General features: G+C 70.2%; 28 protein-coding genes. 14 read left to right on the top strand and 14 right to left on the bottom strand.

Going from position 1 to position 25,651, the window contains the following annotated elements:
- The first annotated feature begins 143 nt into the window (after positions 1-143).
- Positions 144-587, top strand: a complete 444-nt coding sequence (locus tag M878_RS72280) for a PPOX class F420-dependent oxidoreductase (protein WP_023549395.1) — start codon at positions 144-146, stop codon at positions 585-587.
- A gap of 4 nt (positions 588-591) precedes the next feature.
- Here the strand turns inward: M878_RS72280 and M878_RS72275 are convergent, their stop codons facing one another.
- Entirely contained in the window at positions 592-1,608 is a 1,017-nt protein-coding gene (locus M878_RS72275; RefSeq protein WP_023549394.1) for a TolB-like translocation protein, read from the bottom strand.
- 95 nt (positions 1,609-1,703) lie between these two features.
- Between M878_RS72275 and M878_RS72270 the strand changes: the two genes are divergently transcribed.
- Positions 1,704-2,387 (top strand): SGNH/GDSL hydrolase family protein, encoded by a 684-nt coding sequence (locus tag M878_RS72270; protein ID WP_031225506.1) that lies wholly within the window; start codon positions 1,704-1,706, stop codon positions 2,385-2,387.
- Positions 2,388-2,475: 88 nt separating this feature from the next.
- A complete protein-coding gene (locus tag M878_RS72265; protein ID WP_023549392.1) occupies positions 2,476-3,063 on the top strand; it encodes a Uma2 family endonuclease in 588 nt (195 codons plus the stop codon).
- Here the strand turns inward: M878_RS72265 and M878_RS000000101075 are convergent.
- On the bottom strand, positions 3,060-3,185 hold the full coding sequence (locus M878_RS000000101075; protein ID WP_023549391.1) for a hypothetical protein: 126 nt from the start codon (positions 3,183-3,185) through the stop codon (positions 3,060-3,062). The two genes, M878_RS72265 and M878_RS000000101075, sit on opposite strands and share 4 nt — an antisense overlap.
- A gap of 134 nt (positions 3,186-3,319) precedes the next feature.
- On the opposite strand from M878_RS000000101075, the gene M878_RS72260 reads away from it, so the two are divergent.
- On the top strand, positions 3,320-3,517 hold the full coding sequence (locus M878_RS72260) for a hypothetical protein (RefSeq protein ID WP_023549390.1): 198 nt from the start codon (positions 3,320-3,322) through the stop codon (positions 3,515-3,517).
- A 67-nt stretch (positions 3,518-3,584) separates the two neighbouring features.
- On the opposite strand, the gene M878_RS72255 is transcribed toward M878_RS72260, so the two are convergent.
- A complete protein-coding gene (locus M878_RS72255) occupies positions 3,585-3,854 on the bottom strand; it encodes a hypothetical protein (RefSeq protein ID WP_023549389.1) in 270 nt (89 codons plus the stop codon).
- Between the two features lie 63 nt (positions 3,855-3,917).
- Here M878_RS72255 and M878_RS72250 point away from each other — a divergent pair, with 63 nt between their 5' ends.
- Genes M878_RS72250 through M878_RS72240 form a run of 3 tightly spaced genes read left to right on the top strand, consistent with a single transcriptional unit; the run spans position 3,918 to position 5,533 of the window.
- Complete coding sequence (locus M878_RS72250) at positions 3,918-4,331, top strand: DUF5753 domain-containing protein (protein ID WP_023549388.1); 414 nt, start codon at positions 3,918-3,920, stop codon at positions 4,329-4,331.
- Positions 4,328-4,507, top strand: a complete 180-nt coding sequence (locus tag M878_RS72245; protein WP_023549387.1) for a DUF397 domain-containing protein — start codon at positions 4,328-4,330, stop codon at positions 4,505-4,507. Before M878_RS72250 ends, M878_RS72245 begins: the two co-directional genes overlap by 4 nt.
- Before the next feature lie 30 nt (positions 4,508-4,537).
- Positions 4,538-5,533: an aldo/keto reductase gene (locus M878_RS72240; RefSeq protein WP_023549386.1), complete on the top strand. Its 996-nt coding sequence runs from the start codon at positions 4,538-4,540 to the stop codon at positions 5,531-5,533.
- A 274-nt stretch (positions 5,534-5,807) separates the two neighbouring features.
- Here the strand turns inward: M878_RS72240 and thpR are convergent, their stop codons facing one another.
- The 4 genes from thpR to M878_RS72220 form a co-directional block, all read right to left on the bottom strand.
- Complete coding sequence (gene thpR, locus M878_RS72235; protein WP_023549385.1) at positions 5,808-6,380, bottom strand: RNA 2',3'-cyclic phosphodiesterase; 573 nt, start codon at positions 6,378-6,380, stop codon at positions 5,808-5,810.
- An 84-nt stretch (positions 6,381-6,464) separates the two neighbouring features.
- Complete coding sequence (locus M878_RS72230; RefSeq protein WP_023549384.1) at positions 6,465-7,658, bottom strand: TIGR03118 family protein; 1,194 nt, start codon at positions 7,656-7,658, stop codon at positions 6,465-6,467.
- A gap of 154 nt (positions 7,659-7,812) precedes the next feature.
- Entirely contained in the window at positions 7,813-9,168 is a 1,356-nt protein-coding gene (locus M878_RS72225) for an MFS transporter (protein WP_106962744.1), read from the bottom strand.
- Between the two features lie 27 nt (positions 9,169-9,195).
- Positions 9,196-9,633: a MarR family winged helix-turn-helix transcriptional regulator gene (locus tag M878_RS72220; RefSeq protein WP_023549382.1), complete on the bottom strand. Its 438-nt coding sequence runs from the start codon at positions 9,631-9,633 to the stop codon at positions 9,196-9,198.
- A 154-nt stretch (positions 9,634-9,787) separates the two neighbouring features.
- Between M878_RS72220 and M878_RS72215 the strand changes: the two genes are divergently transcribed.
- A complete protein-coding gene (locus M878_RS72215; RefSeq protein ID WP_031225504.1) occupies positions 9,788-9,970 on the top strand; it encodes a ribbon-helix-helix protein, CopG family in 183 nt (60 codons plus the stop codon).
- A 4-nt stretch (positions 9,971-9,974) separates the two neighbouring features.
- Here the strand turns inward: M878_RS72215 and M878_RS72210 are convergent, their stop codons facing one another.
- Positions 9,975-11,426 (bottom strand): NCS2 family permease, encoded by a 1,452-nt coding sequence (locus M878_RS72210; RefSeq protein ID WP_023549380.1) that lies wholly within the window; start codon positions 11,424-11,426, stop codon positions 9,975-9,977.
- A 151-nt stretch (positions 11,427-11,577) separates the two neighbouring features.
- On the opposite strand from M878_RS72210, the gene M878_RS72205 reads away from it, so the two are divergent.
- On the top strand, positions 11,578-11,844 hold the full coding sequence (locus M878_RS72205) for a DUF2530 domain-containing protein (protein ID WP_023549379.1): 267 nt from the start codon (positions 11,578-11,580) through the stop codon (positions 11,842-11,844).
- A gap of 47 nt (positions 11,845-11,891) precedes the next feature.
- On the top strand, positions 11,892-14,288 hold the full coding sequence (locus M878_RS72200; RefSeq protein ID WP_031225503.1) for an HAD-IC family P-type ATPase: 2,397 nt from the start codon (positions 11,892-11,894) through the stop codon (positions 14,286-14,288).
- A 7-nt stretch (positions 14,289-14,295) separates the two neighbouring features.
- Here M878_RS72200 and M878_RS72195 read toward each other — a convergent pair whose 3' ends face one another.
- From M878_RS72195 to M878_RS72175, 5 genes are all read right to left on the bottom strand, one after another.
- Positions 14,296-15,138 carry a hypothetical protein gene (locus M878_RS72195; protein WP_023549377.1) on the bottom strand — a complete coding sequence of 281 codons (843 nt, stop codon included), beginning with the start codon at positions 15,136-15,138 and terminating at the stop codon, positions 14,296-14,298.
- 158 nt (positions 15,139-15,296) lie between these two features.
- Entirely contained in the window at positions 15,297-18,431 is a 3,135-nt protein-coding gene (locus M878_RS72190; protein WP_023549376.1) for a sacsin N-terminal ATP-binding-like domain-containing protein, read from the bottom strand.
- Between the two features lie 83 nt (positions 18,432-18,514).
- A complete protein-coding gene (locus M878_RS72185) occupies positions 18,515-19,522 on the bottom strand; it encodes an esterase/lipase family protein (RefSeq protein ID WP_023549375.1) in 1,008 nt (335 codons plus the stop codon).
- A 139-nt stretch (positions 19,523-19,661) separates the two neighbouring features.
- Positions 19,662-19,871, bottom strand: coding sequence for a DUF397 domain-containing protein (locus M878_RS72180; RefSeq protein WP_023549374.1), 210 nt, complete (start codon positions 19,869-19,871; stop codon positions 19,662-19,664).
- Positions 19,868-20,713 carry a helix-turn-helix domain-containing protein gene (locus M878_RS72175; protein WP_023549373.1) on the bottom strand — a complete coding sequence of 282 codons (846 nt, stop codon included), beginning with the start codon at positions 20,711-20,713 and terminating at the stop codon, positions 19,868-19,870. Before M878_RS72175 ends, M878_RS72180 begins: the two co-directional genes overlap by 4 nt.
- Positions 20,714-20,824: 111 nt before the next feature.
- Here M878_RS72175 and M878_RS72170 point away from each other — a divergent pair, with 111 nt between their 5' ends.
- From M878_RS72170 to M878_RS72160, 3 genes are read left to right on the top strand one after another with little or no spacing between them, the layout of a single operon-like run.
- Complete coding sequence (locus tag M878_RS72170; protein ID WP_023549372.1) at positions 20,825-21,358, top strand: ATP-binding protein; 534 nt, start codon at positions 20,825-20,827, stop codon at positions 21,356-21,358.
- A gap of 18 nt (positions 21,359-21,376) precedes the next feature.
- A complete protein-coding gene (locus M878_RS72165) occupies positions 21,377-22,231 on the top strand; it encodes a hypothetical protein (RefSeq protein WP_023549371.1) in 855 nt (284 codons plus the stop codon).
- A gap of 52 nt (positions 22,232-22,283) precedes the next feature.
- Positions 22,284-22,910, top strand: a complete 627-nt coding sequence (locus M878_RS72160) for a Uma2 family endonuclease (protein WP_023549370.1) — start codon at positions 22,284-22,286, stop codon at positions 22,908-22,910.
- Positions 22,911-22,938: 28 nt separating this feature from the next.
- On the opposite strand, the gene M878_RS72155 is transcribed toward M878_RS72160, so the two are convergent.
- On the bottom strand, positions 22,939-23,865 hold the full coding sequence (locus M878_RS72155) for a DUF3027 domain-containing protein (protein ID WP_023549369.1): 927 nt from the start codon (positions 23,863-23,865) through the stop codon (positions 22,939-22,941).
- 259 nt (positions 23,866-24,124) lie between these two features.
- Here M878_RS72155 and M878_RS72150 point away from each other — a divergent pair, with 259 nt between their 5' ends.
- Positions 24,125-25,531 (top strand): MFS transporter, encoded by a 1,407-nt coding sequence (locus tag M878_RS72150; protein WP_031225499.1) that lies wholly within the window; start codon positions 24,125-24,127, stop codon positions 25,529-25,531.
- Positions 25,532-25,651: the final 120 nt, after the last annotated feature.

Below are 25,651 nucleotides of genomic sequence, written 5' to 3'. Positions count from 1 at the left end.
TCCCTAGTTCCCCCGCGGTTCCCCTGCACGACCACGGCGAAGAGAGCGGAAGACCGGCGCCTCGCGGACGTACCGCGAGGCGCCCCCCGCTGCCGGACCGTGCCGGACTTGAGGAGCGGGCCGTTCGGTGCCTCCATGGAGGCATGACCAGTACGCGTACGAGCCCCGCGCTCGCCCCGTTCGTCAGGCAGTACGCCGCCCTGCTCACCACCCACAAGCAGGACGGCACCGGCGTAGGCACACCCGTGAACATCGCGGTCGAGGGAGACCACGCCTACTTCCGCACCCCGGGAACCACCTGGAAGGTCAAGCGCCTGCGCAACAACCCCGAGGTGGAACTGGCCCCCTCCACGGTGCGCGGCGCCCCCACCGGCCCGGAGATCCACGCCCGGGCCCGGCTGCTGGAGCACGGCAGCCCCGAGGACCGGCACGCGGCGAAGCTGCTGCGGCACAAGTACCCCTTGATGCACGGTGTGCTGGTGCCCCTCTCGCACAGGCTGATGCGCGCGCCGACGCTGCACTACGAGGTACGGCCCCTGGAGGAGACACCGCCCGCAGGGAAGTGGGCGGAACCCGCCGACCAGTGACCCCTCAGCCCCGGCGCCGCAGCCGCCGCACCCCGAAGAGGGCGGCCGCCCCGGCCGCGACGATGACGGCACCGACCTTCAGCCCCCCACCGCCCAAAACACCCCCGAAGCCGTCAGAACCCCCGAAAAGTGCTGAGCCCCCGGAACCCGAACTCCCGCTCGCCGAGGGCGACTTGGACGCGGGCGGCAGACCGGGCGCGCCCTTCGCCACGACCTCGCTGTCGGCGCCCTCGCTGCTGTACAGCAGCTTGGTCCCGTCGACGGAATAGCTGACGCCCTCGCCCTGCCCCTGCAGGGGTACGTCGAGTTGGCCCGCGCGTTTGATGCGGCCGCCGTTCCAGTCGTAGTAGATCCCGCCGAAGTAGCCGCGCACGGCGAGCTGCCGGCCGTCCGGCGAGAAGGCCGCGTCCGTGGCCCAGAGGTCGACGGGGGCGATCGGCTTGAAGATGTTCGTGCCGGAGCCGGAGAGGGTGGCCGGGCCCTCGTACAGATGCCCGCCGTCCTCCTTCTTGTCGATGATGTAGACGCGCCCGGTCTTCGGGTGGACGATCAGCGACTCGGCGTCGCGCGGCCCGTTCGCGTACTTCACGACGTACTGCGTGGCGTTGACCGTCTGGTCCTTCAGTTCCTTCGGCTCGGGCAGCCGATAGATCCAGACGTACGGCCATTTACCGCCGAAGTTGTCGCCGATGTCACCCAGGTAGATCTCATTGTCCGGCCCGATGGAGATGGCCTCGACGTCGCGCGGGGACCCGATGCCGCGCAGGGTGAGCCGGGCGACGGTCTTCCCGGTCCGGCCGTCCACGGCGTAGATGTACGGACCGTCACCGCTGTCGTTGTGCGTCCAGTAGACGCCGGGGTGGAGACGGGAGGCGGCGAGCCCGCTGGACTCGGTGATCCGCGGGTCCTTGAGGGTGAATCCCTGGTCGCCGTCACCGTCGGCAGCGGAGGCGGGCAGCGCACAGGCGCCGGCAAGCAGCGTTGCGAGCACGGCGGCGCGGACGGCAGACGATCGACGCATGCCCCAAGCCTGCCATTCCCTCCGGGCGTTCGGCGGACGGCGGACGTGGTGGGCCTCACACCCCAAGTGCGCGGGTGATCGTCCATCATGAGCGGATGCTCAGATTCATGCCCGTAGGTGACTCCATGACGATCGGGAGCGCGGGCGAGCACACGTGGCGTTACCGGTTGTGGCGGCACCTGTGCGCGACGTACGGCGGCCCCTTCACCTTCGTCGGCCCGCGCGAGGAGCTGTACGACAAGTCGGCCGACGCGCCGGCGTCGTACGCGTACGCCGAACCCGACTTCCCCCGCAGGCACCTGGCGGGCTGGGGCGAGGGCTGGCTGCACATGGCCCCGCTGATCGGCGAGACGGTACGCGCCCACCGCCCGGACGTGCTGCTGGTCTCCCTCGGCCTGATCGACCTGGGCTTCTACACGAACGCCGAGCAGACGGCGGAGAACGTACGGGCGTTCGTCGCGGCCGCCCGGGAGGCCCGCCCGCGCATCCGCATGGTCCTGCTGCCGGTGATCCCGAACATCCGGGCCGAGGCGGACGCCTCCTTCGCCGCGCAGGTGGACCTCTTCAACGTCCTGCTCGCGAAGACGGCCGCCGACCTGGACGAACCCCGGTCACCGATCCTGCTGGCCTCGCCGCCGGAGTCGTACGACATCCACGTCGACACCTACGACGGCACGCATCCCAACGCGAGCGGGGAGCACCGGATCGCGGAGGCGTTCGCGGGGGCGATGTGGGAGGCGTGGGGGGTCGGACAGGTGTACGCGGCTGGAACGGATTGACCGATTTACGGCGTCTCCTGGTGACCGTGCGTATCGTTGAACTGCTCGGCTGTACTTGTCCATGGGGCAGCCGGGGAGGAGCGCCACGATGACCGTCCTTGAAGACAGGATCGCGATGGCCGAGAGCGACAACACGCATGAACTCGACGACCTGTTCGAGCGCCTCGAGAAGATGCCCGTCCCCGAGGGATACAAGGTCGAGATCGTCGAGGGGACTGTCTACATGTCACCGCAGCGGGACACCCACTGGCAGATCATCATGGACATCGTGGAGCAGCTGCGGACAAAGTACCCCCGGAACCGACTGAAGTCCGACGTCCGGATCGACTACCCGGGCCACCTCAACGGATTCGCGACGGACGTCACGCTCATGGCCGAGGGCGCCACCAAGTCCGAGGACGGCCACTGGCACTACGAGGACGTCGAGTTCGTTGCAGAGGTGATCTCCAAGAGTATCGCCGCGAACGATTACGGTCCCAAGAAGACTGCCTACGCGGTCGCCGAGGTCCCCGTCTACATCATCGCCGATCCCTATCAGGGCCGGTGCTACGTCTACACCGAACCCAAGGGCGGCGACTACGAGACCAGGACCCCGGTGGACTTCGGCACCGACATCGACCTGACCGGCACCGTCATCGACCTCACCCTCAAGACCGACGAGTTCCCCCGCGACTAGCCGTCGACCGAGTGCCAGTTGATGCCGTCGCCGGAGGGGATCGGTCGGGGTGTCCAGGTCAGGGCGTCCGGGGAGGTGGCGAGGTAGGCCAGGCCGGCGGTGACCGAGATGTAGGTCACCATCAGTTACCCCACACCAACACAGCGTCACCCATTTGGCGCACAGCGCTCGCTCCGGCACAGGGGTTCGGTTTCGATGGGAGTGAGCCCGGCTTGAGACCGGGGCTCCCCCCCAACCGAACGAAGGAGATGCAGCCATGGCCACAGGCAAGGTTCAGCAGTGGGACGAGGCCCAGGGCGAGGGCAAGATCAAGGAGGATCAGGCTGGCGCCCAGCTGGAGTTCTCTTCGCAAGACCTCGCACAGCCCACCGACCGCATGACTCTGCGCCGCGGGGACAAGGTCCAGTTCCGGGTCGACGAGCCCGGACACGCGGCCGACATCGAGAAGGCCTGAGCCTCGGCAGCACCGCACGGCAGGCACCACCCGCAAGCCAGCGGGTGTGTGCCTGCCGGCGTTCCCGTCACTTCACGGCCCCGGCCGCCAGGACCCGCCCCGCCACCTCCTCCAGCAACTTCCCCACCACGAACAGCCTCTCCTTCGTCGGCACCGACCTCCAGCCCAGCGGCCAGGTCACCCCGGTCAGCGCGGGCACACCGACGTAGGACAAGGTGCGGTTGCCTGCGGCGCCTTTGAGGCGTACGGCGTCGAAGTGGATACCTGCGTGGCGGAGGGCGTGACCGGAGTGGGGGATCCAGGCCGGGATCCAGGGGGTGGAGATTCTGTCGTTCATGCACGTGATGTTTACGGCCCCTCACATACTGTGACCAGGGCAATTCAACGTTGGTGCGGGGATGTGCAGTTGCGGGTCGCATCCCGTCAGGAGCGGCAGCAGCTCTACACGCGAAAGCCCCCGCCCACCGTCAGCTACGTACTCGAAGAGAGCATCCTCACACGCCCGTTGGGCGGCATCGACACGCTCAAGGAGCAACTGCGCCACATCCTCACGGTCAGAGAACTCCGGAACGTCGAGGTTCAGGTCATGCCACACGACCGTCAGGACCACGCCGGGCTCGCCGGCCGCATGAGCCTTCTGGAGACCGCTGATCGACACCGGTTCGCCTACGTCGAAGGCCACCGTGGCGGCTACTTCGTGAGCGAACAGCCCGACGTAGGTGACCTGTTCGGCAAATATGGCATTCTCCGAGCGCAGGCCCTCACCCCCGAGGAGTCCGCAACGCTGATCGAAAAGGTGGCACGGGAGCTATGACCACGGACCTCCACTGGAGCAAGAGCAGCTACAGCGACGGCGAGGGCGAATGCCTGGAGGTGGCCCTCACCCCCACCACCATCCACATCCGCGACTCAAAGACCCCGGCCCCCACCCTCAAAGTCACCCCCACCACCTGGACGGCGTTCGTCACAACCCTCGCGTCGCTTGCATAGAGCGCACTCCAAGCCGTTGGCTGGTGGACCATGAAGTACACGCAGCTTGGACGCACGGGACTCAAGGTCAGTCGGCTCGTCCTCGGGACGATGAACTTCGGGCCGCAGACCGACGAAGCCGACAGCCACGCCATCATGGACGCGGCGCTGGACGCCGGCATCAACTTCTTCGACACCGCCAACGTGTACGGGTGGGGTGAGAACAAGGGCCGGACCGAGAGCATCATCGGCAACTGGTTCGCCAAGGGAGGCGAGCGCCGCGACAAGGTCGTCCTCGCGACCAAGGTCTACGCCAACATGGCCGCCGACGGCCAGGCCGCCTGGCCCAACCACGACAAGCTCTCCGCGCTGAACATCCGCCGGGCCGTGGACGCCAGCCTGAAGCGGCTGCAGACCGACCACATCGATCTGTACCAGTTCCACCACATCGACCGGGACACTCCCTTCGAGGAGATCTGGCAGGCGATCGACGTACTGGTCCAGCAGGGCAAGATCCTCTACGCGGGGTCCAGCAACTTCCCCGGCTACAAGATCGCCCAGGCCAACGAGATCGCCGCCCGGCGCGGCGGCACCATCGGCCTGGTCAGCGAGCAGTGCCTGTACAACCTCGCCGAGCGGCGCGCCGAGATGGAGGTCATCCCGGCCGCGCAGGACTACGGCCTCGGTGTCATCCCGTGGTCGCCGCTGCACGGCGGTCTGCTCGGCGGGATCATCAAGAAGGAGGTCCAGGGTGGCCGCCGCGCCTCCGGCCGGGCCGCCGACACCCTGAAGGACCCCGCCGCCCGCGCCCAGGTCCAGGCCTACGAGGACCTGGTCGACAAGCACGGCCTGCAGCCCGGCGAGGTGGCCCTGGCCTGGCTGCTGACCCGCCCGGGTGTGACGGGTCCCATCGTCGGCCCGCGTACCGCCGAACAGCTGGAGTCGGCGCTCAGGGCCGTAGAGCTGGAGCTGAGCGAGGACCTGCTGAGCGGCCTGGACGAGGTCTTCCCGGGCCCGGGCCCGTCCCCGGAGGCCTTCGCCTGGTAACACCGGAGGGGCAGCCGACCCAGGGGCGCGGGGCCGCACTCGATATGCGGCCCCGCCGCGATGGGGGTCCCCCCGGGTTCGAGCGAAGCCGAGAACTTGGGGGAGCGACAAGCCACCGACGGCCCGCAGCCGCCGGACGGCCGCGCTCCCCCGCCCCTGAGGCGGCAAAGCCAGGCTCTACCTCACAGCCGCCGCCACGGCGACCACCACGAACATCAACACAAGCGCACCGGCCATGATCCGGTTCCGACTCTTCGGGTCCACGCAACCGAGCCTAACCAACCCCGCCAAACTCCCAGCGGTCGACCGCCTCGTACCGCGGCTGCTCCCCCGCCTCCCCCGACCTCGGCAGGTTGCTGCGCACCAGCACCAGCTCGCTCACCGTCCAGGTCGCGCTGGTGAACTCCCGGAGCAGCTCGACATACGGCCGTACGTCCACCGAGTCCCGCCCCCGCGCCACCGTCAGGTGGGCCTTGTACTGCCGGTGCTCCCCCATCCGTACGCCCGCCTTCCGCCCCGCCGACTCCGCCCGGTCGGCCAGCAGCCGTAGCGCCTGCACATCGCCGTAGGCGCCCGTCCACAGGGCCTTGCCGTGCCCGAACTGGCCGCCGCCGGAGAGGGCCAGGCCGAAGGGGGACGTGCGGCGGGCCGCGCGGGACAGTCGGTCCGACAGGTCCGGTACGAGGTCGTCGGCGACCTCGCCGTAGAAGGCCAGGGTGAAGTGCCAGCCCGGGCGGTTGGTCCAGCGCAGCCGCTCCGCGCGGGGCAGCCTCTTCAACTTGGCGATCTCGACGGCGAGTTCATGGACGACGCTCTCCGGAGGGAGCACCGCGGCGAAGAGTCTCATGCCTTCACCTTCGCAGACACCGGGGGGCCGGGTGTTCGCCCGGCGGGTCCGACCGCCCGGCGAGCACCCGGCGTGGGGTGAGGGTCAGCGCGCGGCGCGCAGGGTGCCGAGCAGCCCGTGCGCCTCGTCCTGGATTCCCGCGGCGAACCACACACTGTTCTCGCCGCCGGACCTGGCGGTGCCCCGTTGCAGCCCCCACAGGCCCTCGATCACGATCGGCTGCCCGTTGGGCTGGTCCAGGGCCCCTTCGAACCGGCCGGTTCGCAGGTCGAACACGTTGATGTGGCCGTCGCCGAAGTTACCGACGAGGAGGTCGCCGGCGAACTTCCCGAATCCCTTGGGCGCCACTTCCAGGCCCCAGGGCGAGTTGAGCACGCCCCGGCGCGCGAAGTGCTGGAGCAGCTTGCCCCTGGTGCTGAACACGTCGATGAAGCCATTGCCCGGTCCGGCGACGTCGTCGTGCTTTTCCGCGTTCTGGAGGGCGTAGGTGACGAAGATCCTGCCGTCGATGTTCTTGACGTCGAAGGGCGCGAAGCCCGCGGGGATGCTCGGGTCCTGGAACGCGCCGGCGGGCTGCCTCACCAGGGTGAAGTGGGTGTCGAAGGCGTCGATGCGCGCGTCCCGGAAGTTCGCGACGAGGATGCGCGACCGCCGCCGCTCACGCGCGTCGCCCTTGCCTCGCCGGTCGTCCTTCGTGTCCTTCTCCACGCAGTCCACGAGCGTCAGGCCCTTGAAGACGGCGTCGTCCTCCTGGGCGACCTGGACGCCGGTCGTCGGGAGCACCTGCGAGTTGAAGGCGAAGAGGCCGCCGTTCTCCCCGGCGAAGATGAAGCGCGCGGGGCCGGATCGTCCGGAGGCGGTGAAGCGGAAGTCGTCGGTGTCGTTGCGTACGACTCCGGTCGGGTCGGCGTTGGCGGGGAGCTGCACGACGGGCGAGAGGAAGGTGACCGGCCGGTCGTCCCGGGCGCCCGAGTACACCGTGGACGTACTGCTGCCGTTGTTGGAGACCCTGATCGCGCCGTTCGCCGTGCGCACCAGCCCCCAGGGGTTCACCAGGTTCGGGTCCTGCCGTTCCGCTCGGCCCTGCAGGTCGGAAACGAGATCGCGCTCCCGGAAGCCGTGGTCGAACCCTCGCGGCCCGCCCACGGCCCGGGACGGCGCGGCGACGGCGAGCGCACCGACCGTGCCCAGGGTCAGTGCGACCGCCGCCAGCAGCCGTACACGGGAGCGGGGTCTTCGGATCGATGCCGGTGATGCCGGTGATACCTGCGATGTCATGCGGATGCTCCTGTCCCATGCGTTCCGAATTGCCAGATAGACAAATAGGACGTATACGCAGGAGTCATCTCATAAGATGGCAATCGCACCGACGATCGACACGCAGGCACGCATCCCTGCGGGGACACGTCACACCACCGCGAGTCCTGTGCCCCTACGCCGCCGCGGCCAGCTCCTCCCGTTCTCCTTCTCCGCGCGGGACGAACCGGACCCGCGGGTGGCCGTGATGCCAGCCCACCGCCAGCCGCAGTCCGCCGATGCGGGTCAGGACCAGGCCGATCACGCCCGCCGCCGCGACCGACACGATGCCGCCGGCAGCGAAGCCGACCCGTGCGCCGTAGGTGTCGGTGATCCAGCCGACGATCGGCGCGCCCAGCGGCGTACCGCCCATGAACACCATCATGAACAGGGCCATCACCCGGCCGCGCATGGCCGGGTCGGTGGCCATCTGGACCGCGGTGTTCGCCGTGACGTTGACCGTGAGGCCGAAGATCCCGATCGGGACCATGAGCAGCGCGAACAGCCAGTACGACGGTGCCAGCGCGGCCACGGTCTCCAGCGCGCCGAAGGCCAGCGCGGCGGCGATCAGGATGCGCAGCCGGGCCGTGCCGCGCCGGGCGGCCAGCAGGGCACCGGCCAGGGAGCCCGCGGCCATCAGGGTGTTGAAGAGGCTGTAGCCGCCGGCACCGGCGTGGAAGACGTGCTCGGCGTAGGCCGAGAGCCACACCGGGAAGTTGAAGCCGAAGGTGCCGATGAAACCGACCAGGACGATGGGCCAGATCAGCTCCGGGCGGCCGGCCACATACCGCAGGCCTTCTCTCAGCTGGCCCTTGCCGCGCGGGGTGCGCCGGACGACGTGCAGCTCACGGGAGCGCATCAGGAGCAGGCCGGTGATGGGCGCCGCGAAGGACAGGCCGTTGGCGAGGAACGCCCAGCCGGTGCCCACGCCGGTGATCATCAGCCCGGCGACGGCGGGGCCGACCAGGCGGGCGGACTGGAAGTTCGCCGAGTTCAGGCTGACCGCGTTCTGCAGCTGCTCGGGGCCGACCATCTCGGAGACGAAGGACTGCCGGGCCGGGTTGTCGAGCACCGTGGCGAGGCCGACGGCGAACGCGGCGACGTAGACATGCCAGACCTGGACCTGGCCGGTGAGGGTCAGCGCGGCCAGCGCGAGACCGGCGACGGCCATCGAGGCCTGCGTGACCAGCAGGGTGGGGCGCTTGGGGAGGCGGTCGACCAGGACACCGCCGTAGAGACCGAAGAGGAGCATCGGCAGGAACTGCAGGGCCGTGGTGATGCCCACGGCGGCGGAGGAGCCGGTGAGGCTGAGGACGAGCCAGTCCTGGGCGATGCGCTGCATCCAGGTGCCGGTGTTGGAGACGACCTGGCCCAGGAAGAACAGGCGGTAGTTCCTGACCTTCAGCGAGCTGAACATCGAGGACTTGCGGGAAGCGGGGGTCGTAGGTGCGGTCGGTGCGGGGGCGGAAGGTGCTCCGGGTCCCGTACTCAAAGTGCGTTCGCCTCCTCGTTGCGGGGTTTACAGGTGTGCGAGCTTCTCCAGCACGGGGGCGGCGGCGCGCAGTGCGGCCCACTCGTCCTCGTCGAGGCCCTCGACCAGGCCGGCCAGGAAGGCGTTGCGCTTGCGGCGGCTCTGCTCGAGCATCGCCTCGGCCTGCTCGGTCTGGGTGACGACCTTCTGGCGCCGGTCCTCGGGGTGCGGCTCCAGCCGGACCAGCCCCTTGGCTTCGAGCAACGCGACGATGCGGGTCATCGACGGCGGCTGGACGTGCTCCTTGCGGGCGAGCTCGCCCGGCGTGGCCGAGCCGCAGCGGGAGAGGGTGCCGAGCACCGACATCTCGGTGGGGCTCAGCGACTCGTCGACCCGCTGGTGCTTGAGCCGACGGGACAGCCGCATCACAGCGGAGCGGAGGGAGTTCACGGCGGCAGCGTCGTCGCCATGGGTAAGGTCCGGCATGTTCTTTAGAGTAACTCATTACTCTCTCTAAGGACCACCGAAAACACGCCGTATGCCCGTGACCCTGGCCACTGAACCCGGATATCACTCATATGGGTGATCGATGCGCGGAACGTGACGCACCGGCCGGATAAGTACAGAGACCCTCGTGTCCATGGGGACCAGCGTGCTCAGCCTGCGCATGGACGGAGAGCTGCTCGAACGGCTCCGCCATCACGCGGCGAAAAGAGGAATGAGCGTGCAGGACTATGTGGTCCGCACGCTCATTCGGGACGACTTCGACCAGCGGTTCCAGACCGCCGTCGAGGAGACGGAAAAGTTCTACGGCGTCAACTGAGACCTCACGTCAGGCCCAGGGCCGGCATCAGGTAGTAGAAGGCGAAGACCGCCGAGACGAGGTACATCGGGACCGGGATCTCCCGGAACCGGCCGGCGGCCAGGCGCAGCACCGTGAAGGTGATGAAGCCCATGCCGATGCCGTTGGTGATCGAGTACGTGAACGGCATCATCAGCATCGTCACGAACGCCGGGATCGCGATGGTGTAGTCGGCCCAGTCGATCTCCTTGATCGAGTTCGACAGGATCAGGAAGCCGACCGCGATCAGCGCCGGGGTGGCCGCCTGGGACGGGACCATCGTGGCGACCGGGGTGAGGAACAGCGCCACGGCGAAGAGGCCACCCGTGACGACGTTCGCGAGGCCCGTCCGGGCTCCCTCGCCGACGCCGGCCGTGGACTCGACGAACGCGGTCGTGGCCGAGGAGGAGCTGGCACCGCCCGCCGCGACGGCGAGGCCGTCGACGAAGAGGACCCTGTTGATGCCCGGCATGTAGCCCTGGGCGTCGGTCAGCTTGGCCTCGTCGCTGACGCCCATGATCGTGCCCATCGCGTCGAAGAAGCACGACAGCAGGACCGTGAAGACGAAGAGGATGCCGGTCAGCAGGCCGACCTTGGAGAAGCCGCCGAACGGGCTGACGTGGCCGACCAGGCCGAAGTCGGGAGTGGAGACCGGGTTGCCCGGCCACTTCGGGACCGTCAGACCCCAGGACGGGACCGTGGTGACGGCGTTGATGATCAGCGCGAGGACGGTCATGCCGACGATCGAGATCAGGATCGCGCCCGGCGTCCTGCGGACGATCAGCACGAACGTGAGCAGCGCACCGAGGATGAATACGAGCACCGGCCAGCCGTGCAGATGACCGCCCACGCCGAGCTGCAGCGGGACGGTGGTGTCCGCCTTGTCCGGGATACGGGAGACGAAACCGGAGTCCACGAGACCGATCAGCATGATGAACAGGCCGATACCGATCGAGATCGCCTTGCGCAGTCCGAACGGCACGGCGTTCATCACGCGCTCGCGCAGACCCGTGGCGACCAGCAGCATGACCACGAAACCCGCCAGGACCACCATGCCCATGGCGTCCGGCCAGGACATCCGGGGCGCCAGCTGGAGCGCCACGACCGAGTTCACACCGAGGCCGGCGGCGAGCGCGATCGGGACGTTGCCGATGACACCCATCAGGAGCGTGGCGAACGCGGCCGTCAGCACGGTCGCCGTCACCAGCTGACCGTTGTTCAGGTGGTGCCCGTACATGTCCTTCGCGCTGCCGAGGATGATCGGGTTCAGCACGATGATGTACGCCATTGCGAAGAAGGTGGCGAAACCGCCGCGGATCTCGCGGGCGACGGAGCTGCCGCGCTCGGAGATCTTGAAGTAGCGGTCGAGCGCGCCCTGGGCCGGCGTGCCGCCCGGCATTTCGGGGGTGGGGACCTTGGCGGGGGCCGAGGTGGACATGCGGGACCTCATCACCAATGGGGTTCCCCCGAGCCCTGTTGGAGTTTCATACGAGCAGAAGCGGTCAAAGACAAACGGTTTCAGTATGAAGGTATGACTTGGAGATCGCTATCTCCGCGCGTAGAAAGCAGTGCCGCTTAAGCTTTGCGTCATGACCAAGTGGACCCCGAAACACGAGGCGCCGGAGCCCCTGGAGGGGCCCGTGGTCGCCACCATCACCGGCGGCACCATCGTGTGGTTCGTCCTCTTCCTCATCCAGCTCCCCTTCTACGGCTGGTTCGACGACCACGGCCACCTGTGGTGGCTGTGGACGTGCCTGGCCGGGGGCGGGCTGGGGCTGATCGGCATCTGGTACGTCCGCCGGCGGGACGCGGCGATCAAGAGGGCGGCGGCTTCGCAGGACACGCTTGCCGGCTGACCGAGTCGGGTGGGCGGGCAGGCAAATCCGCACGTACCGTCGAATGCATGACCCATATAGACGCGGGCGCGGAACTCGACCCCGTGCATCCGGTGGCCCTGCCGGCGACCAGGTCGGCCGGCCTGACCGGTGCTGAAGTAGCGGACCGCGTCAGTCGTGGCCAGGTCAACGACGTGCCCGTGCGCAGCAGTCGGTCGCTCGGGGAGATCGTCCGGGCGAACGTCTTCACCCGGTTCAACGCGATCATCGGCGTGCTCTGGGTGATCATGCTGTTCGTCGCGCCGATCCAGGACAGCCTGTTCGGCTTCGTGATCCTCGCCAACACCGGTATCGGCATCGTCCAGGAGTGGCGGGCCAAGCAGACCCTCGACTCACTCGCGGTCATCGGCGAGGCCCGGCCGACGGTGCGGCGGGACGGGGCCGCCGTCGAAGTCGCCACCAGTGAGATCGTGCTCGACGACCTCATCGAGATCGGGCCCGGGGACAAGATCGTCGTAGACGGTGTGTGCGCCGAGGCCGATGGACTGGAGATCGACGAGTCACTGCTGACCGGTGAGGCCGACCCGGTCGTCAAACGCCCCGGCGACCAGGTCATGTCCGGCAGCTTCGTGGTCGCGGGCGGCGGCGCCTTCCAGGCGGCCAAGGTCGGCCGCGAGGCCTATGCGGCCCAGCTCGCCGAGGAGGCCTCCCGCTTCACGCTGGTCCACTCCGAGTTGCGCACCGGCATCTCCACGATCCTCAAGTACGTCACCTGGATGATGGTCCCGGCGGCCGTGGGACTCGTCATCACCCAGCTCGTCGTCAAGAGCAACGGATTCAAGGACGCCGTGGCGCGGACCGTCGGCGGGATCGTGCCGATGGTCCCGGAGGGACTGGTGCTGCTCACCTCCGTCGCCTTCGCGATCGGCGTCATCCGGCTCGGCCGCAAACAGTGCCTGGTCCAGGAGCTGCCGGCGATCGAGGGGCTGGCCCGCGTCGACACCGTCTGCCTGGACAAGACCGGCACGCTCACCGAGGGCGGCATGGACGTCAGCGAGCTGCGGATGCTGGACGGGGCGGACGAGACGCACGTACGCAGGGTGCTCGGCGCGCTCGGCGAGTCCGATCCGCGCCCCAACGCCTCCCTCCAGGCGATCATCGACGCCTACCCGGACAGCGAGGACTGGCGCTGCGTCGAGTCGCTGCCCTTCTCCTCGGCCCGCAAGTACAGCGGGGCCGCGTTCAGCGAGGCCGACGGCGAGATCAGCACCTGGCTGCTCGGCGCCCCGGACGTCCTCCTCGCCGACCGCGACCCGGCCCTGGCCGAAACCGAGCGCCTCAACGAGCAGGGGCTGCGGGTCCTGCTGCTGGCCCGCGCGAGCCGCGACCTGGACGACGCCGAGCCCGCGCACGGCGCCCACCCCACCGCCCTCGTCGTTCTGGAGCAGCGGCTGCGGCCCGACGCGGCGGACACGCTGCGCTACTTCGCGGACCAGAACGTGCGCGCCAAGGTCATCTCCGGCGACAACGCGGTCTCGGTCGGTGCGGTCGCCGCCAAGCTGGGCCTCGAAGGTACGACGGTGGACGCACGGCGGCTGCCCGCCGACCCGGCCGGGATGGCGGAAGCGCTGGACGAAGGGACCGTCTTCGGGCGGGTCACCCCGCAGCAGAAGCGGGACATGGTCGGGGCGCTGCAGTCGCACGGGCACACGGTCGCGATGACCGGCGACGGCGTGAACGACGTGCTCGCGCTGAAGGACGCCGACATCGGGGTCGCCATGGGCTCCGGCTCGGAGGCGACACGGGCGGTGGCGCAGATCGTGCTGCTGAACAACAGCTTCGCGAGCCTGCCGTCGGTGGTCGGCGAGGGGCGCCGGGTGATCGGCAACATCACGCGCGTGGCGACGCTGTTCCTGGTGAAGACGGTCTACTCGGTGCTGCTGGCGGTGCTGGTGGTCTGCTGGCAGGTCGAATACCCCTTCCTGCCGAGGCACTTGACGCTTCTCTCCACCCTCACCATCGGCGTCCCCGCGTTCTTCCTGGCCCTCGCACCCAACAAGGAGCGGGCGAAACCTCACTTCGTGCGCAGAGTCATGCGGTACTCGATCCCGGGTGGCGTGGTGGCCGGAGTCGCGACCTTCGTGACGTATCTGATCGCCCGTCAGTACTACACCGGACCGGTCGGGTTGAGCGCGGAGACCAGCGCGGCCACCCTGACGCTCTTCCTGATCTCCATGTGGATCCTGGCGATCATCGCGCGGCCCTACACCTGGTGGCGGGTCCTGCTGGTGGCGTCGATGGGCCTGGCCTTTGTGTTCATCCTCGCCGTACCGGCGATGCAGGGCTTCTTCGCGCTGAAGCTGGTGGGGATGACGATGCCATGGACAGCCGTCGGCATCGCGGTGGTGGCGGCGGCCGCCCTGGAGTGGATCTGGCAGTGGGTCGACCGCCGTTTCCCGGACTAGCCGGTGACTACTTCACACCGACGTACACACCCGTGGCGCTGACCCCGGGCGTGGTCGAGATGCCCGCGTAGCTGTAGCGCCAGTAGCCGCTGTAGTTCGCGGTGGCCGTGGTCTTCAGGTTGCCGTACGAGTCGGTGGTCACCGTCTTGATCGTGGTGTACGTGCTGGTGCCCGCCTTGCGGAACTGGAGCTTGACGGACTGGCCGCCGACCGGGTTGTAGGTGTGCTTCTCCCAGTCGGCGCGGGTCAGCTTGCCCGAGACCGTGAAGGTCTTGCCCTTGTAGACGGACGTCGCGCTGACGGTGGTCGTCAGCTTGGAGTTGCGCTGGACCAGGGTGGTGCCGAGGCCGCTCTGGTCCTTGTAGCCGACCTTGCTCATGTCGGGGCTCTGCTGGTTCTGGCCGTTGAAGGCGACGGCCTCGGCGGCCACGCTCCAGCTGCCGGCCCAGGCGTTCATCAGGCCGCCGTCGGAGGGGGAGTTGGCCGGGTAGATGTTGACGGAGCCCTTGCAGGTGGCCGTCGTCGACGAGGTGGCGGTGCAGGTCGCCGGGTTGTCGCCGTACAGCTCGGGGGCGGTGTCGCTGTAGGTGCCGTGGTACAGGAAGGCGTCCGTGTAGAAGTCGCTCGCGGCGATGTTCACGTCGGCGCCGTGCGTCAGGGTGTACGAGTACGAGACGGTGACCTCGTTGGTGGTGCCCACCTTGATCGCCGAGGCGATCGAGACGTTGGAGAAGCTTGCATTCAGCGTGTACGGGGCGCCCGAGTCGGTTGCGGCCTGCGCGGCCGGGACTGCGAGGGCGGAGAGGGCCAGGGCGCCGGAGACGGCGGCCACGGTGGCACGTATGCGCATGTGCGTTTCCCCTGGAGGGAGAAGTGATCGTGGAGTCGGTTGACTCACGCGATCAGATCTGCGACCCCCGAGGCGGGTTGTACGGCAAGAGCGATTGCCGGCCATATTTGAGGCGGGCATTGCCTGTCCATGGTGCAAGCAATACCCGCCTCCTGCCGTCAGTCGAACCAGCGGTCCCGGGCCAGTTCCTCCGTCCGTGACGGGTCCTCCAGCAGAGCCGCCACCTCGAAGCGCCGCGGCCACTGACCCGCCGCCCACGCCAGCCCCGCCGCCACGCCCTCCAGCGTGGCCGCGTGCAGCACCCCGTCGTCGGTGAGCCGCCAGTCGATCTCCACGGCGTCGACAACGAGTTCCTCGTGCTCGACGTACGTCCCGGGCGTGCGCGGCCCGAGCAGCACCCGTACCGGCTCCGGCACCTCGTGCTCGGTCCCCTCGGAGTGCACCTCGCCGGTGACGGACTCACTGAGCCGCCGCACCTGGAACAGCTCCGCCAGCTCGGCCGCGCGAGCCGGACGGACCGGCAGCAGCGGCACTCCCGAGGTGAAGGGCAGCAGGTCCGGCGAGTCGACCACGACGGCCTCGCCCGCGTCCACGACCTCCACCCGCCCATCGACCACGGCCCGCAGCTCGTCCGGCAGGGTCACCTGCTCCGGATCCAGCTCCGCCAACGCCCCGTACAGTCCGTGCAGTTGGGCCGATGTGACCGGCCGCTCGGGGTCGGCCAGCCGGTCCAGCAGCTCGGCGGCGCCGCCGGGCTCGTCCAGCAGGGCCGCCACCGAGGTCCGTACGCCCAGGGCCCGCAGCACCTGCTCGTCCTCGAAGCCGGTCGCGTCGGCCTCGTCGTACAGACCGCGCAGCAGCGGGTCGCCGCCGGCCGCGAGGAGACCGGCGGGCCGGCGCCCGTCGAGCACCGGGTGCCCGCGCAGCCACCAGGCCGTATAAGGGCGTACGACCTCGTGGGTGCCGTCGGGCAGCAGGATCCGCACGGGCTGGGTGAGGGCGTCCCGCAGCGGCGGCTGCGCGAGCAGCGCGAGTGCCTGCGGCCACCGCTCGTCGTCCACCAGGTCCAGATCGCGGACGGCGATCAGCTCGGTGGCGACCGGCGGCACCGGGCTGTCCGGGAAGCGGTCGAGGAGGTCCTCGCTCCACACGTCGACGGCGTCCAGCAGCCCGGCGTCGTCGGGCTCGGCGAAGTCGCCCTCCCGGGGCTCCAGTTCGTCCGGGTCGAGGACGACGTCGGTGGCGCGGACGAGCGCGAAGTTCGCGAGCACGCCACAGGCGGCCAGCGGCTGCTCGCCCCACTTCTCGGCCAGGTCGTGGTCCACGGCGGCCAGTTCGTCCTCGCGGATCACCCGGGCGAAGGGGCTGCCGGGAAGGACCAGTTCACCCGCGGGGGCCAGTTCCCCGTCCTCGTCGGGCAGGGCCAGGGCGCCCAGCCAGGGCTCGTCACCGGGCTCCAGGCCCGCGTCCCGCACCAGCCCGAGGACCGTGCCGGCCAGCTCTTCGGCGTCCGGAGCGTCCTCCTCCCAGCCCCCGCTCGCGCCCTCCTCGTCCAGCGAGGCGGCGACGGCGGCCCGTACCTGCGGGGTGGTGAGCACCGCGCGCGGGGTGGCGGGCAGGGCGCCCAGCTTCTCCAGCAGCGGATGCACGGCGTCCTCGTGGGCGACCTTCAGCCCGAGCCGCCCGAGCATGTCCGCGTCGATATGGGCGGCGTCCGGGCTGGGCAGCAGCACCTGCCGGGGCCCGATGGTGGTCCGGCCGTCGGCGAGCGGCACGGGCAGCCCCGACAGCCGGTCCGGGTCGACCCCGGCGAGGCTGTCGTACAGCCGCCACCACCACTCGGGGTCCTTCTCCAGCCCGGCGAGCCGGTCGATGGCGTCGGCGAGCGGCAGCCGGGCGACCCCGAGGGTGCGCAGCTCGACCCGCCGCTCAAGACCGGCGGGCAGCAGCGTGGGCAGCACCTCGGCGAGCACCCGTACGGTGTCCGCCCCGGCGCCCTCCACGACCTCGGCGTCCCGGGGCCGGACGGCCTCCGGCAGCTCGTCCGCGCCGCCCGGCCCCTGAACGGCGGGCGGCAGGAAGGCGGTTCGCGGCAGCCGCTCCAGCACGGCCTGGCGCAGCGTCCCGTCCAGCGCGCCCTTGCCGAGCGGCCCGGGCACGAGGTCGATGATCCCCTCGGTCACCGGCCGCCAGCCGGCGAGCAGTTCGGCGTAGGCGTCGGCCGCGCGCTGCACCAGGAAGTCGGTGAGCGGGCCGGGGGCCGTGTGCCGGCGGGTGGTGTCGAGCGGGAAGGAGGCGATGAGCAGCGCGGGCACACCGAGGGGTTCGTCACTCGGGGTGGGCGCGTGCACGACGGCCGTGGTCCGCGGCCGCGCCGGACGCCCGTCCTCGTCCTCGGGTACGGCCCAGGTCACCGACCAGTGGGGTCGCAGCCGCTCCTCCACGGGCCGGTCGGCGAGCAGGTCGGGGGTGAGCGGCCCGTGCGCGGCGACGGTACGCCACCGCGTGGTCCCCTCCCGCGAGTCCTCCACGACGGTGACGGCACCGTCGGTACGGCGGCGAAGGGTGCGCGGCCCCTGGTCCCCCGCCTCCACGACGACCTCCTCCAGCCCCGGCAGGGCGAGGAGCAGTGCGTCGTCGACGGCGCGCAGCAGCCGCTCGGCGAGATCGGCGGCGGCCGTGTCGCGCAGCGGCAGGATCACGGCGGTGTCGTACGGGTCCGGCGCGGTGCCCTCGGCGGCGAACGGCAGCCGGAGCAGCGGCACATGGCCGTCCCGGCGCCGGACCTCGTCGCCCAGCCCCGGACTGTGCCGGGCGGTGTCGGCGGCCAGCTCCCGCGCCTCGGCGAGGGACCAGCGCACACCGCCGTGCCGCCCCACGATCGCGGGCTCGTCCGTCACCGCGAGTACGGCGGCGAACCCGACCCCGAACCGCCCGACGGCACCCTGGGTGACCTCGGTGTCCCGCTTGGCGGAGGCCCGCAGCGTGGACAGCGACTCGACGCCGGCCGCGTCCAGCGGGGCACCGGTGTTGGCGGCCACGAGCACGCCGTCGCGAAGGGTGAGCCGCAGCCGCCCCGGCACCCGTGCCCGCGCGGCGGCGTCGGCGGCGTTCTGGGCCAGCTCGACGACGAGCCGGTCCCGGTAGCCGCCGAGGACCAGGTCCTCCTCGGCGTTGGCGTCCTCACGGAACCGGGCGGGGCTGGTCGCCCAGGCGTCGAGCACACCGCGGCGCAGACGGGCGGTGCCGAAAGGGTCGGCGCCCTCGGCCGCCGGCCGCACGAACTTGCTCACGTTCACTCTCCTCGTCGACGTGAGCACGAAGGTACAGCGCCAGCGGGGCGGCCGGGGCACGGGTGCCGGGCGGCGTCTCCCGGTCAGCCGCCGAGCACGGGCAGGGTCAGGTCGCAGTCGACGGGCTGGGCGTGGGCCGGGTCGAGGGCGTTGCGGACGAGTTGGGCGGCGTTGGAGTCGTACGCCATCGCGACGTGTTCGGAGAGGTCCCGAGGGCAGATGTCCTGGATCGTGATGTTCTTGACGGTCGCACCCGGTCCCGCCTTCAGGAACTGGTTCGTGTAGGGGGTGGCGACCTCGTCGTACCGGGTGGCGATGACGGTGTAGTCGACCCCGGGCTGGGTGTCCCCGTCCCGGTCCAGCGTCGTGTTCACTTCGGAGCCGACCAGCTGGTCCTTGACCGCCTGGCCGACGAGGAGGCCCACGGGATCACTGAGCCCCAGCTTGGTGACCAGTGTGCCGACGCCGTCGGCGGTCGTGCCGTGGTTGGACGGCGCCAGGCCGATGAGGCTGTGCACCTTGTTCCGCTCCGGGTGCGCGGGATCCGTGCCGCCATCGAACCGCAGATACCAGCGGGGCGTGGGACCGCCGCCCTGGGAATGCCCGACGAGGTCGACCTGGCGGGCACCGGTGGCCTTGAGCACGCGGTCGACGTACTCGGCGATCTGCTGTGCGGACACCGGGATGTGTGCGGTGGCCTTGATCGGGTTGCCGGGCGTCCCGCCGTAGTCGGGAGCGAAGACGCAGTAGCCCAGCTGCTTCAGGTACGGGGACATCAAGCCCCAGTTCTCGTAGGCGTTCGCGAAGGTCCCGTGCAGCAGTACGACCGGGCGCGGATGCTCACGCGTGGGCTTGCAGCTCCAGTCGTCGGCCCCGGCCGGCGGCGCGTCCGGGTGGAGGAGTCCGCCGACCCCCGCCAGGGGCAGGTCGAGGATCCGCCCCTGTGGTGACGGAGGCGCGGGTCTGCCGGATGCGGCCGCCGTGCCCTGGAACCCCACGGTCAGTGCCAGGCCCGCAAGCCCCGCACAGACCTTGGCCCACGTGGTGCGCCGCCGGTTCGACCGCTTCCGGGAGACATTCCGATCCGCCATTGGGCCGCTCCTCGCCTCAAGGTCGGCCGTGCGCCGACGCGGCGATGATCGAGGAGCGGGGTCCCTGCGGGGCTCAACGACTGGGCGTGGGCCCCCTTATGGAGCAGCGCGGTTCATCCGTCCAGCCTGTTTATCTGTTTCAGTGCCCGGCGGCGTAGCCGAGGAACTCCGTCCAGGCGCCGGGGGCGACGCGGAGACGGGGGCCGTCGGTTTGCTTGGAGTCGCGGATGTGGATGGTGGCGGGGGTATTGGCGACCTCGACGCAGTCGTTCGGGTTGTTGCTGTCGCTGTAGCTGCTCTTGAACCACACCAGCCCGGATGCGTCTCTGGCAGAGGCCTCGCGGATCATGTTTCTCCCAGCATTCGATCGATGAAGGCCAGTGACTCCCGTGCGGTCAGAGCCTCGGCCCGGATGATGCCATAGCGCAGTTCGAGGATCCGAAGCTGCCTCGGCTCGTCTACAGGGCGCCCGTTGAACTCGTCGTCCATACGCCCAACCGCCGTGCCGTCCGCGAACTTCAGCACCTGAACCCGTCCTCCCATTCCAGGGTGGTCCCAGCGGTCCATCGGCATCACCTGAATTTCGACGTTCCGCAACTGCGCCACCTCCAGGAGGTGTTCGAGCTGCTTTCGAAGCACCATCTTGCCTCCGACCGGGCGCCTCAGCGTCGTCTCTTCCAGGACGAAGCTCAGCTCGGGGGCCGGTGAGCGCTCGTAGATCGCCTTCCGGGCCATACGCGCAGCAACCGCCTGCTCCAGTTGATCCTCCGGCGATACGGGCCGCCGCGTCCGCAGCAGCGCCCACGCGTACTCCTCGGTCTGCAGCAGCCCGTGCAGGTTGTGGTTGCCGTACGAGAGCAGCTCAACCGCCTTCGCCTCCAGCCCCGCCAGCGCCCGAACCCTCTTCGGATACCGGACCTTCTCCACGTCCTCCTTCATCGCGGCGATCAACCCGCCCGCCTTCAAGACCCTGTCGGCCTTGTCCAGGTACTCGGGCCGAGGGATCCGCTTGCCGCCCTCCACCTTGTAGACCAGGTCCTCGCCGTACCCGACGGCCTTGCCGAAGTCGGCCGCGCTCATCCCCAGCGCCTCGCGCCTCAGCTTCAACTGCCGCCCCACCGTGGCGATGACGGCAACTCCCCATTCGTCATCCGGGTCGACCTCCCAGCCCGGCTCCTCTTCCTCGCTCACACCGCGCCCCCTTCCTGACAGCCCGGACACGACCGGACAGCGCTGGACAGTGACCGTACGCAACCACCTCGTCACTATTCACAGGTAGCAGTCCCAGCCACTCTGAGTGATGTGAACCAGCAAATCTCCACCCCCATCCCGAACTTCACCGCGCAGCTGTCCGCCACGCCACGCGGAGCCCGCCTCGCCCGTCTGCTCGCCACGGAACAACTCCGCACCTGGGGCTTCCCGTTGGACCCGGCGGAGCTGATCGTCGCCGAACTGGCGGCCAACGCCGCCACACACGGCCGGGTGGCGGGACGGGATTTCCGGCTGACCCTCTACGCCGTCGCCGACACCCTCCGTATCGAGGTGACCGACACGAGGGGTGACCGGCTCCCCCGGACCGGACGACCCGATTCTGACGCCGACTCAGGGCGCGGGCTGCTCCTCGTCGAGGCGCTGGCCGACCGCTGGGGCACCGCGCCCGGGCGGACGCCGCGCAAGACGGTGTGGGCCGAGGTCGCTCTGCCACCGCGACGCGGAAACCCGTGCTGCGGTCCAAGGGGCGCTCTTTCCCAAAGGACCACGAGGGAGAAAGCACCTCAGAAAAGCGACGGCCCCCGGCCGGGAGTAGCGATCCCGATCGAGGGCCTGACCACCTAGGAAGAACACAGCTTCCCGATGGATGCCCAGAACCCTAGCGCGCCCGCGCACGCCCAGTCCCGCGTTGTCGCCAACAACCACCCGAACCGGCGGTGTGAATCCGGCGTCGGCGGCCTGATCCACGACAACGCCCGCCACACCTCCCACTTCACGGTGGTCGGCAACCACTTGGCCCAGCACCCGAAGCTGTCGGGACTCGCCATCGGGCTCGGCGTGTACATCCAGTCACTCCCGGCCGGGGCCCGAGTGGACATCAAGACCCTCACTGCCCGCTTCCCCGAGGGCGCGACCCGTATCGCGGCGGCCCTGCGGGAGCTGGAGACGTACGGCTATCTGCGCCGAGAGCGCCAACGCGTTCCCGGCGGCCGTATCGTCACCCGCACGATCTCCTGCAATCAGCCGGGCCGCCGTACCGACAACCACGTGCCCAAGCCCGCGCGGCCGAAGAAGGCGCCCCCCAAGGCGCTCCCGCCCTTACCGCGCCCGGCCTGCCCCTCCCCCGCCCTGATCCAGCAGGCCACGGACCTCCTCGCGGACCTCCGCCGCCACGACTCCCGCCTCCTGCTCTCGGCCCGCGACACGGCCCACCTGGCGCCCGGCGTCGCCGCCTGGCTGGAACGCGACGTGACGCCCACGGCCGTACGACACGCCCTGACCACGGGCCTGCCGGATGAGCCCCTGTGCCGCCCGGCGGCCCTGCTGGCCCACCGCCTGACGGAGCAACTGCCTCCTCCGCCCCCGTTGCGTACCCCGGCACCTCCGCCGACGGTCCGGCACCCCCTCCGGAACTGCGAAGGCTGTGACCGCGCCTTCCGCTCACCCGAGCCCGGCCGGTGCCTCGACTACCGATCCGGTCTCCCGGAGGCCGCCTAGCATGAACGTGACGATCCTTGCCCCTGGGCACAGACGACGAGGAGCGAGCGCCATGACCATCGCCCCGGACAACGCACGGCAGGGCAGCTCCCACCTGTACCGGACCCTGCGGGACTTCGTTCAGTCCATGGACGACGCCCTGCCCGGGAAGTTCGAGATCACCAAGGAAGGGATCGTTCACGACATGATGTCGCCGGGAGGGCCCCATGAGGTCACGGCGGCACACGTCAGCCGCCGTCTGGAACGGATCATGCCGGACGAGCTGCTGGCTCACACCGGTACACCCGATGTGGAAGACGAGCCAGAAGGCATCATGCGCCATCCCGACGTGATGGTGATCGCGTGGACCGACCTCGACGTCGAGGGCTCCATCGACCCTCACGCGCTCATCGCCGCCATCGAAGTGGTCTCCAAGTCCAACCCCGACAACGACTGGGTCACCAAGATGCGCGACTACCCCCTCATGGGTATCCCCGTCTACGCGGTCTTCGACCCACGCACCGGCACCGGTGCCGTCCTCACCGACATCCACTCCACCCCCGGCGGTCCGCGCTACGCGACGCGCAAGGACTTCGTCTACGGCGAGGACGTCACGATCGGCGACTGGACGATCTCCACGGACAACCTGCCGCTCTACAAGGACCAGAAGGACCAGAGCGGCACGCAATCCGAGCGTTGACAGTCGCCGGTCGCTGTGGAGTGGCCGACTACGAGTGACCCAGTTCCGCCGTTTCGTCGTCGCCGGTCTCCGGGACCGAGCCCGCGCCGCGGGCGGGGCGGAGGGGGAAGGGGTCGACCCGCGTCTCGTCGATGACCGGCGCGGCCGGCTGCGGGGGCTTCGGCATGACCGCGGCCTCCGAGTGGCCGCCGCAGCCGTAGGCCAGGGAGACCACACGGCCGTCGGCCGGGGAGAACTCGTTGGCGCAGACGCCGAAGGCCTGGCCGAGGGAGCCGCCGATGGGGTTCAGGAAGCCACAGGTCAGACAGGTCGCCGGGGCGGCCTGGGCCATCGCGGTCCGGGCGCCGTACGACTCCTCCCAGCGGTCCGCCGCGACATGGAGGCCGTAGCGGGAGAGGACTCGGGCGCGGCGCATGCCCAGTTCCTCGGCGACCGCCGCGATCGAACCCCGGGTGGGGACCGTGGGCTGGGCGGCCGGGGTGCCGGGGGTGACGTCGGCGTCCTCCGCCTCCGCCAGTTCCGCCATCTCGTGCGAGACCGCCGAGCTCGGCAGCGGCTCCTCCTCGCCGGTGTAGCCGGGCTCCAGGCGCAGGTCCTCCTGGTCGGTGGGGAGCAGATCGCCGGGGCCGAGGTCGCCGGGGCGCAGCCGTTCGCTCCATGGGACCCACTCGGGGGCGAGCAGGGCGTCGGGGCCGGGGAGGAGGACCACCTCGTCGAGCGTGACGATCTTGGCGCGGGAGGCGCGGGCCACGGTCACCGCCCAGCGCCAGCCGCGGTAGCCCGGCTCCTTGCACTCGAAGAAGTGCGTCACAACGCGGTCGCCCTCGGACACCAGGCCGGCGTGTTCGCCGACCACGCCGGGCGCGGCGGCCTCCTCGGCGGCACCGCGGGCGAGATCGACCGCCTCGGCGCACAGACGGTCGGGGGTGCGGCTTCGCGTTGTCGCTGCGCTCACAGGTATCGCTTCTCTCCTACGCCGTCTCGTCGAGTGCGGCTGCCTGAAGGCGGTGAAGCGGACGGAGCGGACCTTGGGGCCGCATCGACGTCTGCTCCCGATCGCGCTCGGGCGCACCTCTGCCATCCATTCTGCGTTATGGCTGAGATACGCACGCTACACCGAACGAGATTCGTCGCCGCCACGCGGCATTCTCTCGCACCCGCGCACCCATGACGTACGTGCCGTACCGCACTATCCACCGCCTTCTCGGGGCACTATGAAGCACGTGGTGACCGCGGACAGGCGTGGTGTTCGGGGTGGCGGTGCGAGCCGGGTCGGCGGCGCGGTCCGCTCCGTCGGGCGTGCCCTGCACTTTCCCGTCACCGGAGCCGCGCGGGGCATCCGCAAGGCCACGCACGCGCATGGCGCGGGCGAGTCGGGGCTGGGCAAGCTGATCGAGCTGCACGCGGTGAACGGCGCCGGCGATGTCATGATCACCGTGGCGCTCGCCTCCACGGTGTTCTTCTCGGTGCCGACGGCTGAGGCCCGTGGCCGGGTCGCGCTGTACCTCGCCATCACGATGGCGCCCTTCACCGTCCTCGCCCCGGTCATCGGGCCCCTCCTGGACCGGCTGCCGCACGGGCGGCGCGCCGCGATGGCCGGGGCCATGCTGGCCCGTGCACTGCTCGCGCTCGTGATCTCGGGCGCCGTGGCGAGCGGCAGCCTGGAGCTGTATCCCGCCGCGCTGGGAGTGCTGGTCGCGTCGAAGGCGTACGGGGTGGTCCGCAGTGCGGTCGTACCGCGGCTGCTGCCGCCCCGGTTCTCGCTGGTGAAGGCCAACTCGCGGGTCACCCTGGCCGGGCTGCTGGCCACCGGTGTCGCCGCGCCGGTGGCGGCGGGGCTGCACAAGGCCGGCGATCCCTGGCCGCTGTACGGCGCTTTCGTGATCTTCGTCGGGGGAACGCTCCTGTCCTTCTCGCTGCCGCCCAAGGTGGATTCGGCCAAGGGCGAGGACAGGGCGCTGCTCGCGGCCGACGAGCGGCATCTGCACGGGCCGCAGCGCCGGAAGGAGCAGGTGAGACGGCCGGGGCTGCGGACCGTGGGGCCCGCCGTCACCCATGCGCTCGGCGCCAACTCGGCCCTGCGCTGTCTGTCCGGCTTCCTGATCTTCTTCCTGGCCTTCCTGCTGCGCGAGCATCCGCTGACCGGGGAGAGCGCGGCGGTCTCGCTCGGGATAGTGGGTGTCGCCGCGGGGGTGGGCAACGCGCTGGGCACGGCGGTCGGGGCCTGGCTGAGATCACGCGCCCCGGAGATCATCATCGTGACGGTCGTCGCGGTGGTGCTCGGTACGGCGATCGTCGCCGCCCTGTTCTTCGGGGCGTTCCTGGTGGCCTGTCTGGCCGCCGTCGCCGGGTTCGCCCAGGCGCTGGCCAAGCTGGCGCTGGACGCGCTGATCCAGCGGGACGTGCCGGAGCTGGTGCGCACCTCGGCGTTCGCCCGCTCGGAGACGCTGCTGCAGATGGCGTGGGTGTTCGGCGGCGCCGTCGGCATCGTGTTGCCGCTCGACGGGACCGTCGGCCTGCTGATCGGCGCGGCGTTCGTAGCCGTCGGCTGGCTGACCACGCTGAAGGGCCTGCTCGCCTCGGCCCGCCACGGCAGCCGCCCCCACCCTCGCGTGGCTTGACGGCCCTGCCGGACCCAACAGTCCCGGCGTCCCGGCGTCCCGACCGACCCCGGCATCCCGGCCGACCCGGCCGACCCCGGCGTCCTGGCCGACCCGGCCGACCTCCGCGTCCACACCAAC

This window comes from Streptomyces roseochromogenus subsp. oscitans DS 12.976 (assembly GCF_000497445.1).
In the GTDB taxonomy this organism is placed as follows: domain Bacteria; phylum Actinomycetota; class Actinomycetes; order Streptomycetales; family Streptomycetaceae; genus Streptomyces; species Streptomyces oscitans.
The sequence above is the reverse complement of the archived record's forward strand: the minus strand, read 5'-3'. Positions and strand labels throughout refer to the sequence as shown.

Excerpts from the sequence above, each read along its gene's own strand:
- M878_RS72185 (WP_023549375.1), bottom strand. The coding sequence starts at position 19,522 with ATGGCGGATCGGAATGTCTCCCGGAAGCGGTCGAACCGGCGGCGCACC.
- M878_RS72270 (WP_031225506.1), top strand. The coding sequence starts at position 1,704 with ATGCTCAGATTCATGCCCGTAGGTGACTCCATGACGATCGGGAGCGCG.
- M878_RS72215 (WP_031225504.1), top strand. The coding sequence starts at position 9,788 with ATGGGGACCAGCGTGCTCAGCCTGCGCATGGACGGAGAGCTGCTCGAA.
- M878_RS72245 (WP_023549387.1), top strand. The coding sequence starts at position 4,328 with ATGACCACGGACCTCCACTGGAGCAAGAGCAGCTACAGCGACGGCGAG.
- M878_RS72260 (WP_023549390.1), top strand. The coding sequence starts at position 3,320 with ATGGCCACAGGCAAGGTTCAGCAGTGGGACGAGGCCCAGGGCGAGGGC.
- M878_RS72275 (WP_023549394.1), bottom strand. The coding sequence starts at position 1,608 with ATGCGTCGATCGTCTGCCGTCCGCGCCGCCGTGCTCGCAACGCTGCTT.
- M878_RS000000101075 (WP_023549391.1), bottom strand. The coding sequence starts at position 3,185 with ATGGTGACCTACATCTCGGTCACCGCCGGCCTGGCCTACCTCGCCACC.
- M878_RS72180 (WP_023549374.1), bottom strand. The coding sequence starts at position 19,871 with ATGATCCGCGAGGCCTCTGCCAGAGACGCATCCGGGCTGGTGTGGTTC.
- M878_RS72220 (WP_023549382.1), bottom strand. The coding sequence starts at position 9,633 with ATGCCGGACCTTACCCATGGCGACGACGCTGCCGCCGTGAACTCCCTC.
- M878_RS72265 (WP_023549392.1), top strand. The coding sequence starts at position 2,476 with ATGACCGTCCTTGAAGACAGGATCGCGATGGCCGAGAGCGACAACACG.
- M878_RS72240 (WP_023549386.1), top strand. The coding sequence starts at position 4,538 with ATGAAGTACACGCAGCTTGGACGCACGGGACTCAAGGTCAGTCGGCTC.
- M878_RS72255 (WP_023549389.1), bottom strand. The coding sequence starts at position 3,854 with ATGAACGACAGAATCTCCACCCCCTGGATCCCGGCCTGGATCCCCCAC.
- M878_RS72210 (WP_023549380.1), bottom strand. The coding sequence starts at position 11,426 with ATGTCCACCTCGGCCCCCGCCAAGGTCCCCACCCCCGAAATGCCGGGC.
- M878_RS72205 (WP_023549379.1), top strand. The coding sequence starts at position 11,578 with ATGACCAAGTGGACCCCGAAACACGAGGCGCCGGAGCCCCTGGAGGGG.
- M878_RS72165 (WP_023549371.1), top strand. The coding sequence starts at position 21,377 with ATGGATGCCCAGAACCCTAGCGCGCCCGCGCACGCCCAGTCCCGCGTT.
- M878_RS72280 (WP_023549395.1), top strand. The coding sequence starts at position 144 with ATGACCAGTACGCGTACGAGCCCCGCGCTCGCCCCGTTCGTCAGGCAG.
- M878_RS72160 (WP_023549370.1), top strand. The coding sequence starts at position 22,284 with ATGACCATCGCCCCGGACAACGCACGGCAGGGCAGCTCCCACCTGTAC.
- M878_RS72150 (WP_031225499.1), top strand. The coding sequence starts at position 24,125 with ATGAAGCACGTGGTGACCGCGGACAGGCGTGGTGTTCGGGGTGGCGGT.
- M878_RS72195 (WP_023549377.1), bottom strand. The coding sequence starts at position 15,138 with ATGCGCATACGTGCCACCGTGGCCGCCGTCTCCGGCGCCCTGGCCCTC.
- M878_RS72200 (WP_031225503.1), top strand. The coding sequence starts at position 11,892 with ATGACCCATATAGACGCGGGCGCGGAACTCGACCCCGTGCATCCGGTG.
- M878_RS72230 (WP_023549384.1), bottom strand. The coding sequence starts at position 7,658 with ATGACATCGCAGGTATCACCGGCATCACCGGCATCGATCCGAAGACCC.
- thpR (WP_023549385.1), bottom strand. The coding sequence starts at position 6,380 with ATGAGACTCTTCGCCGCGGTGCTCCCTCCGGAGAGCGTCGTCCATGAA.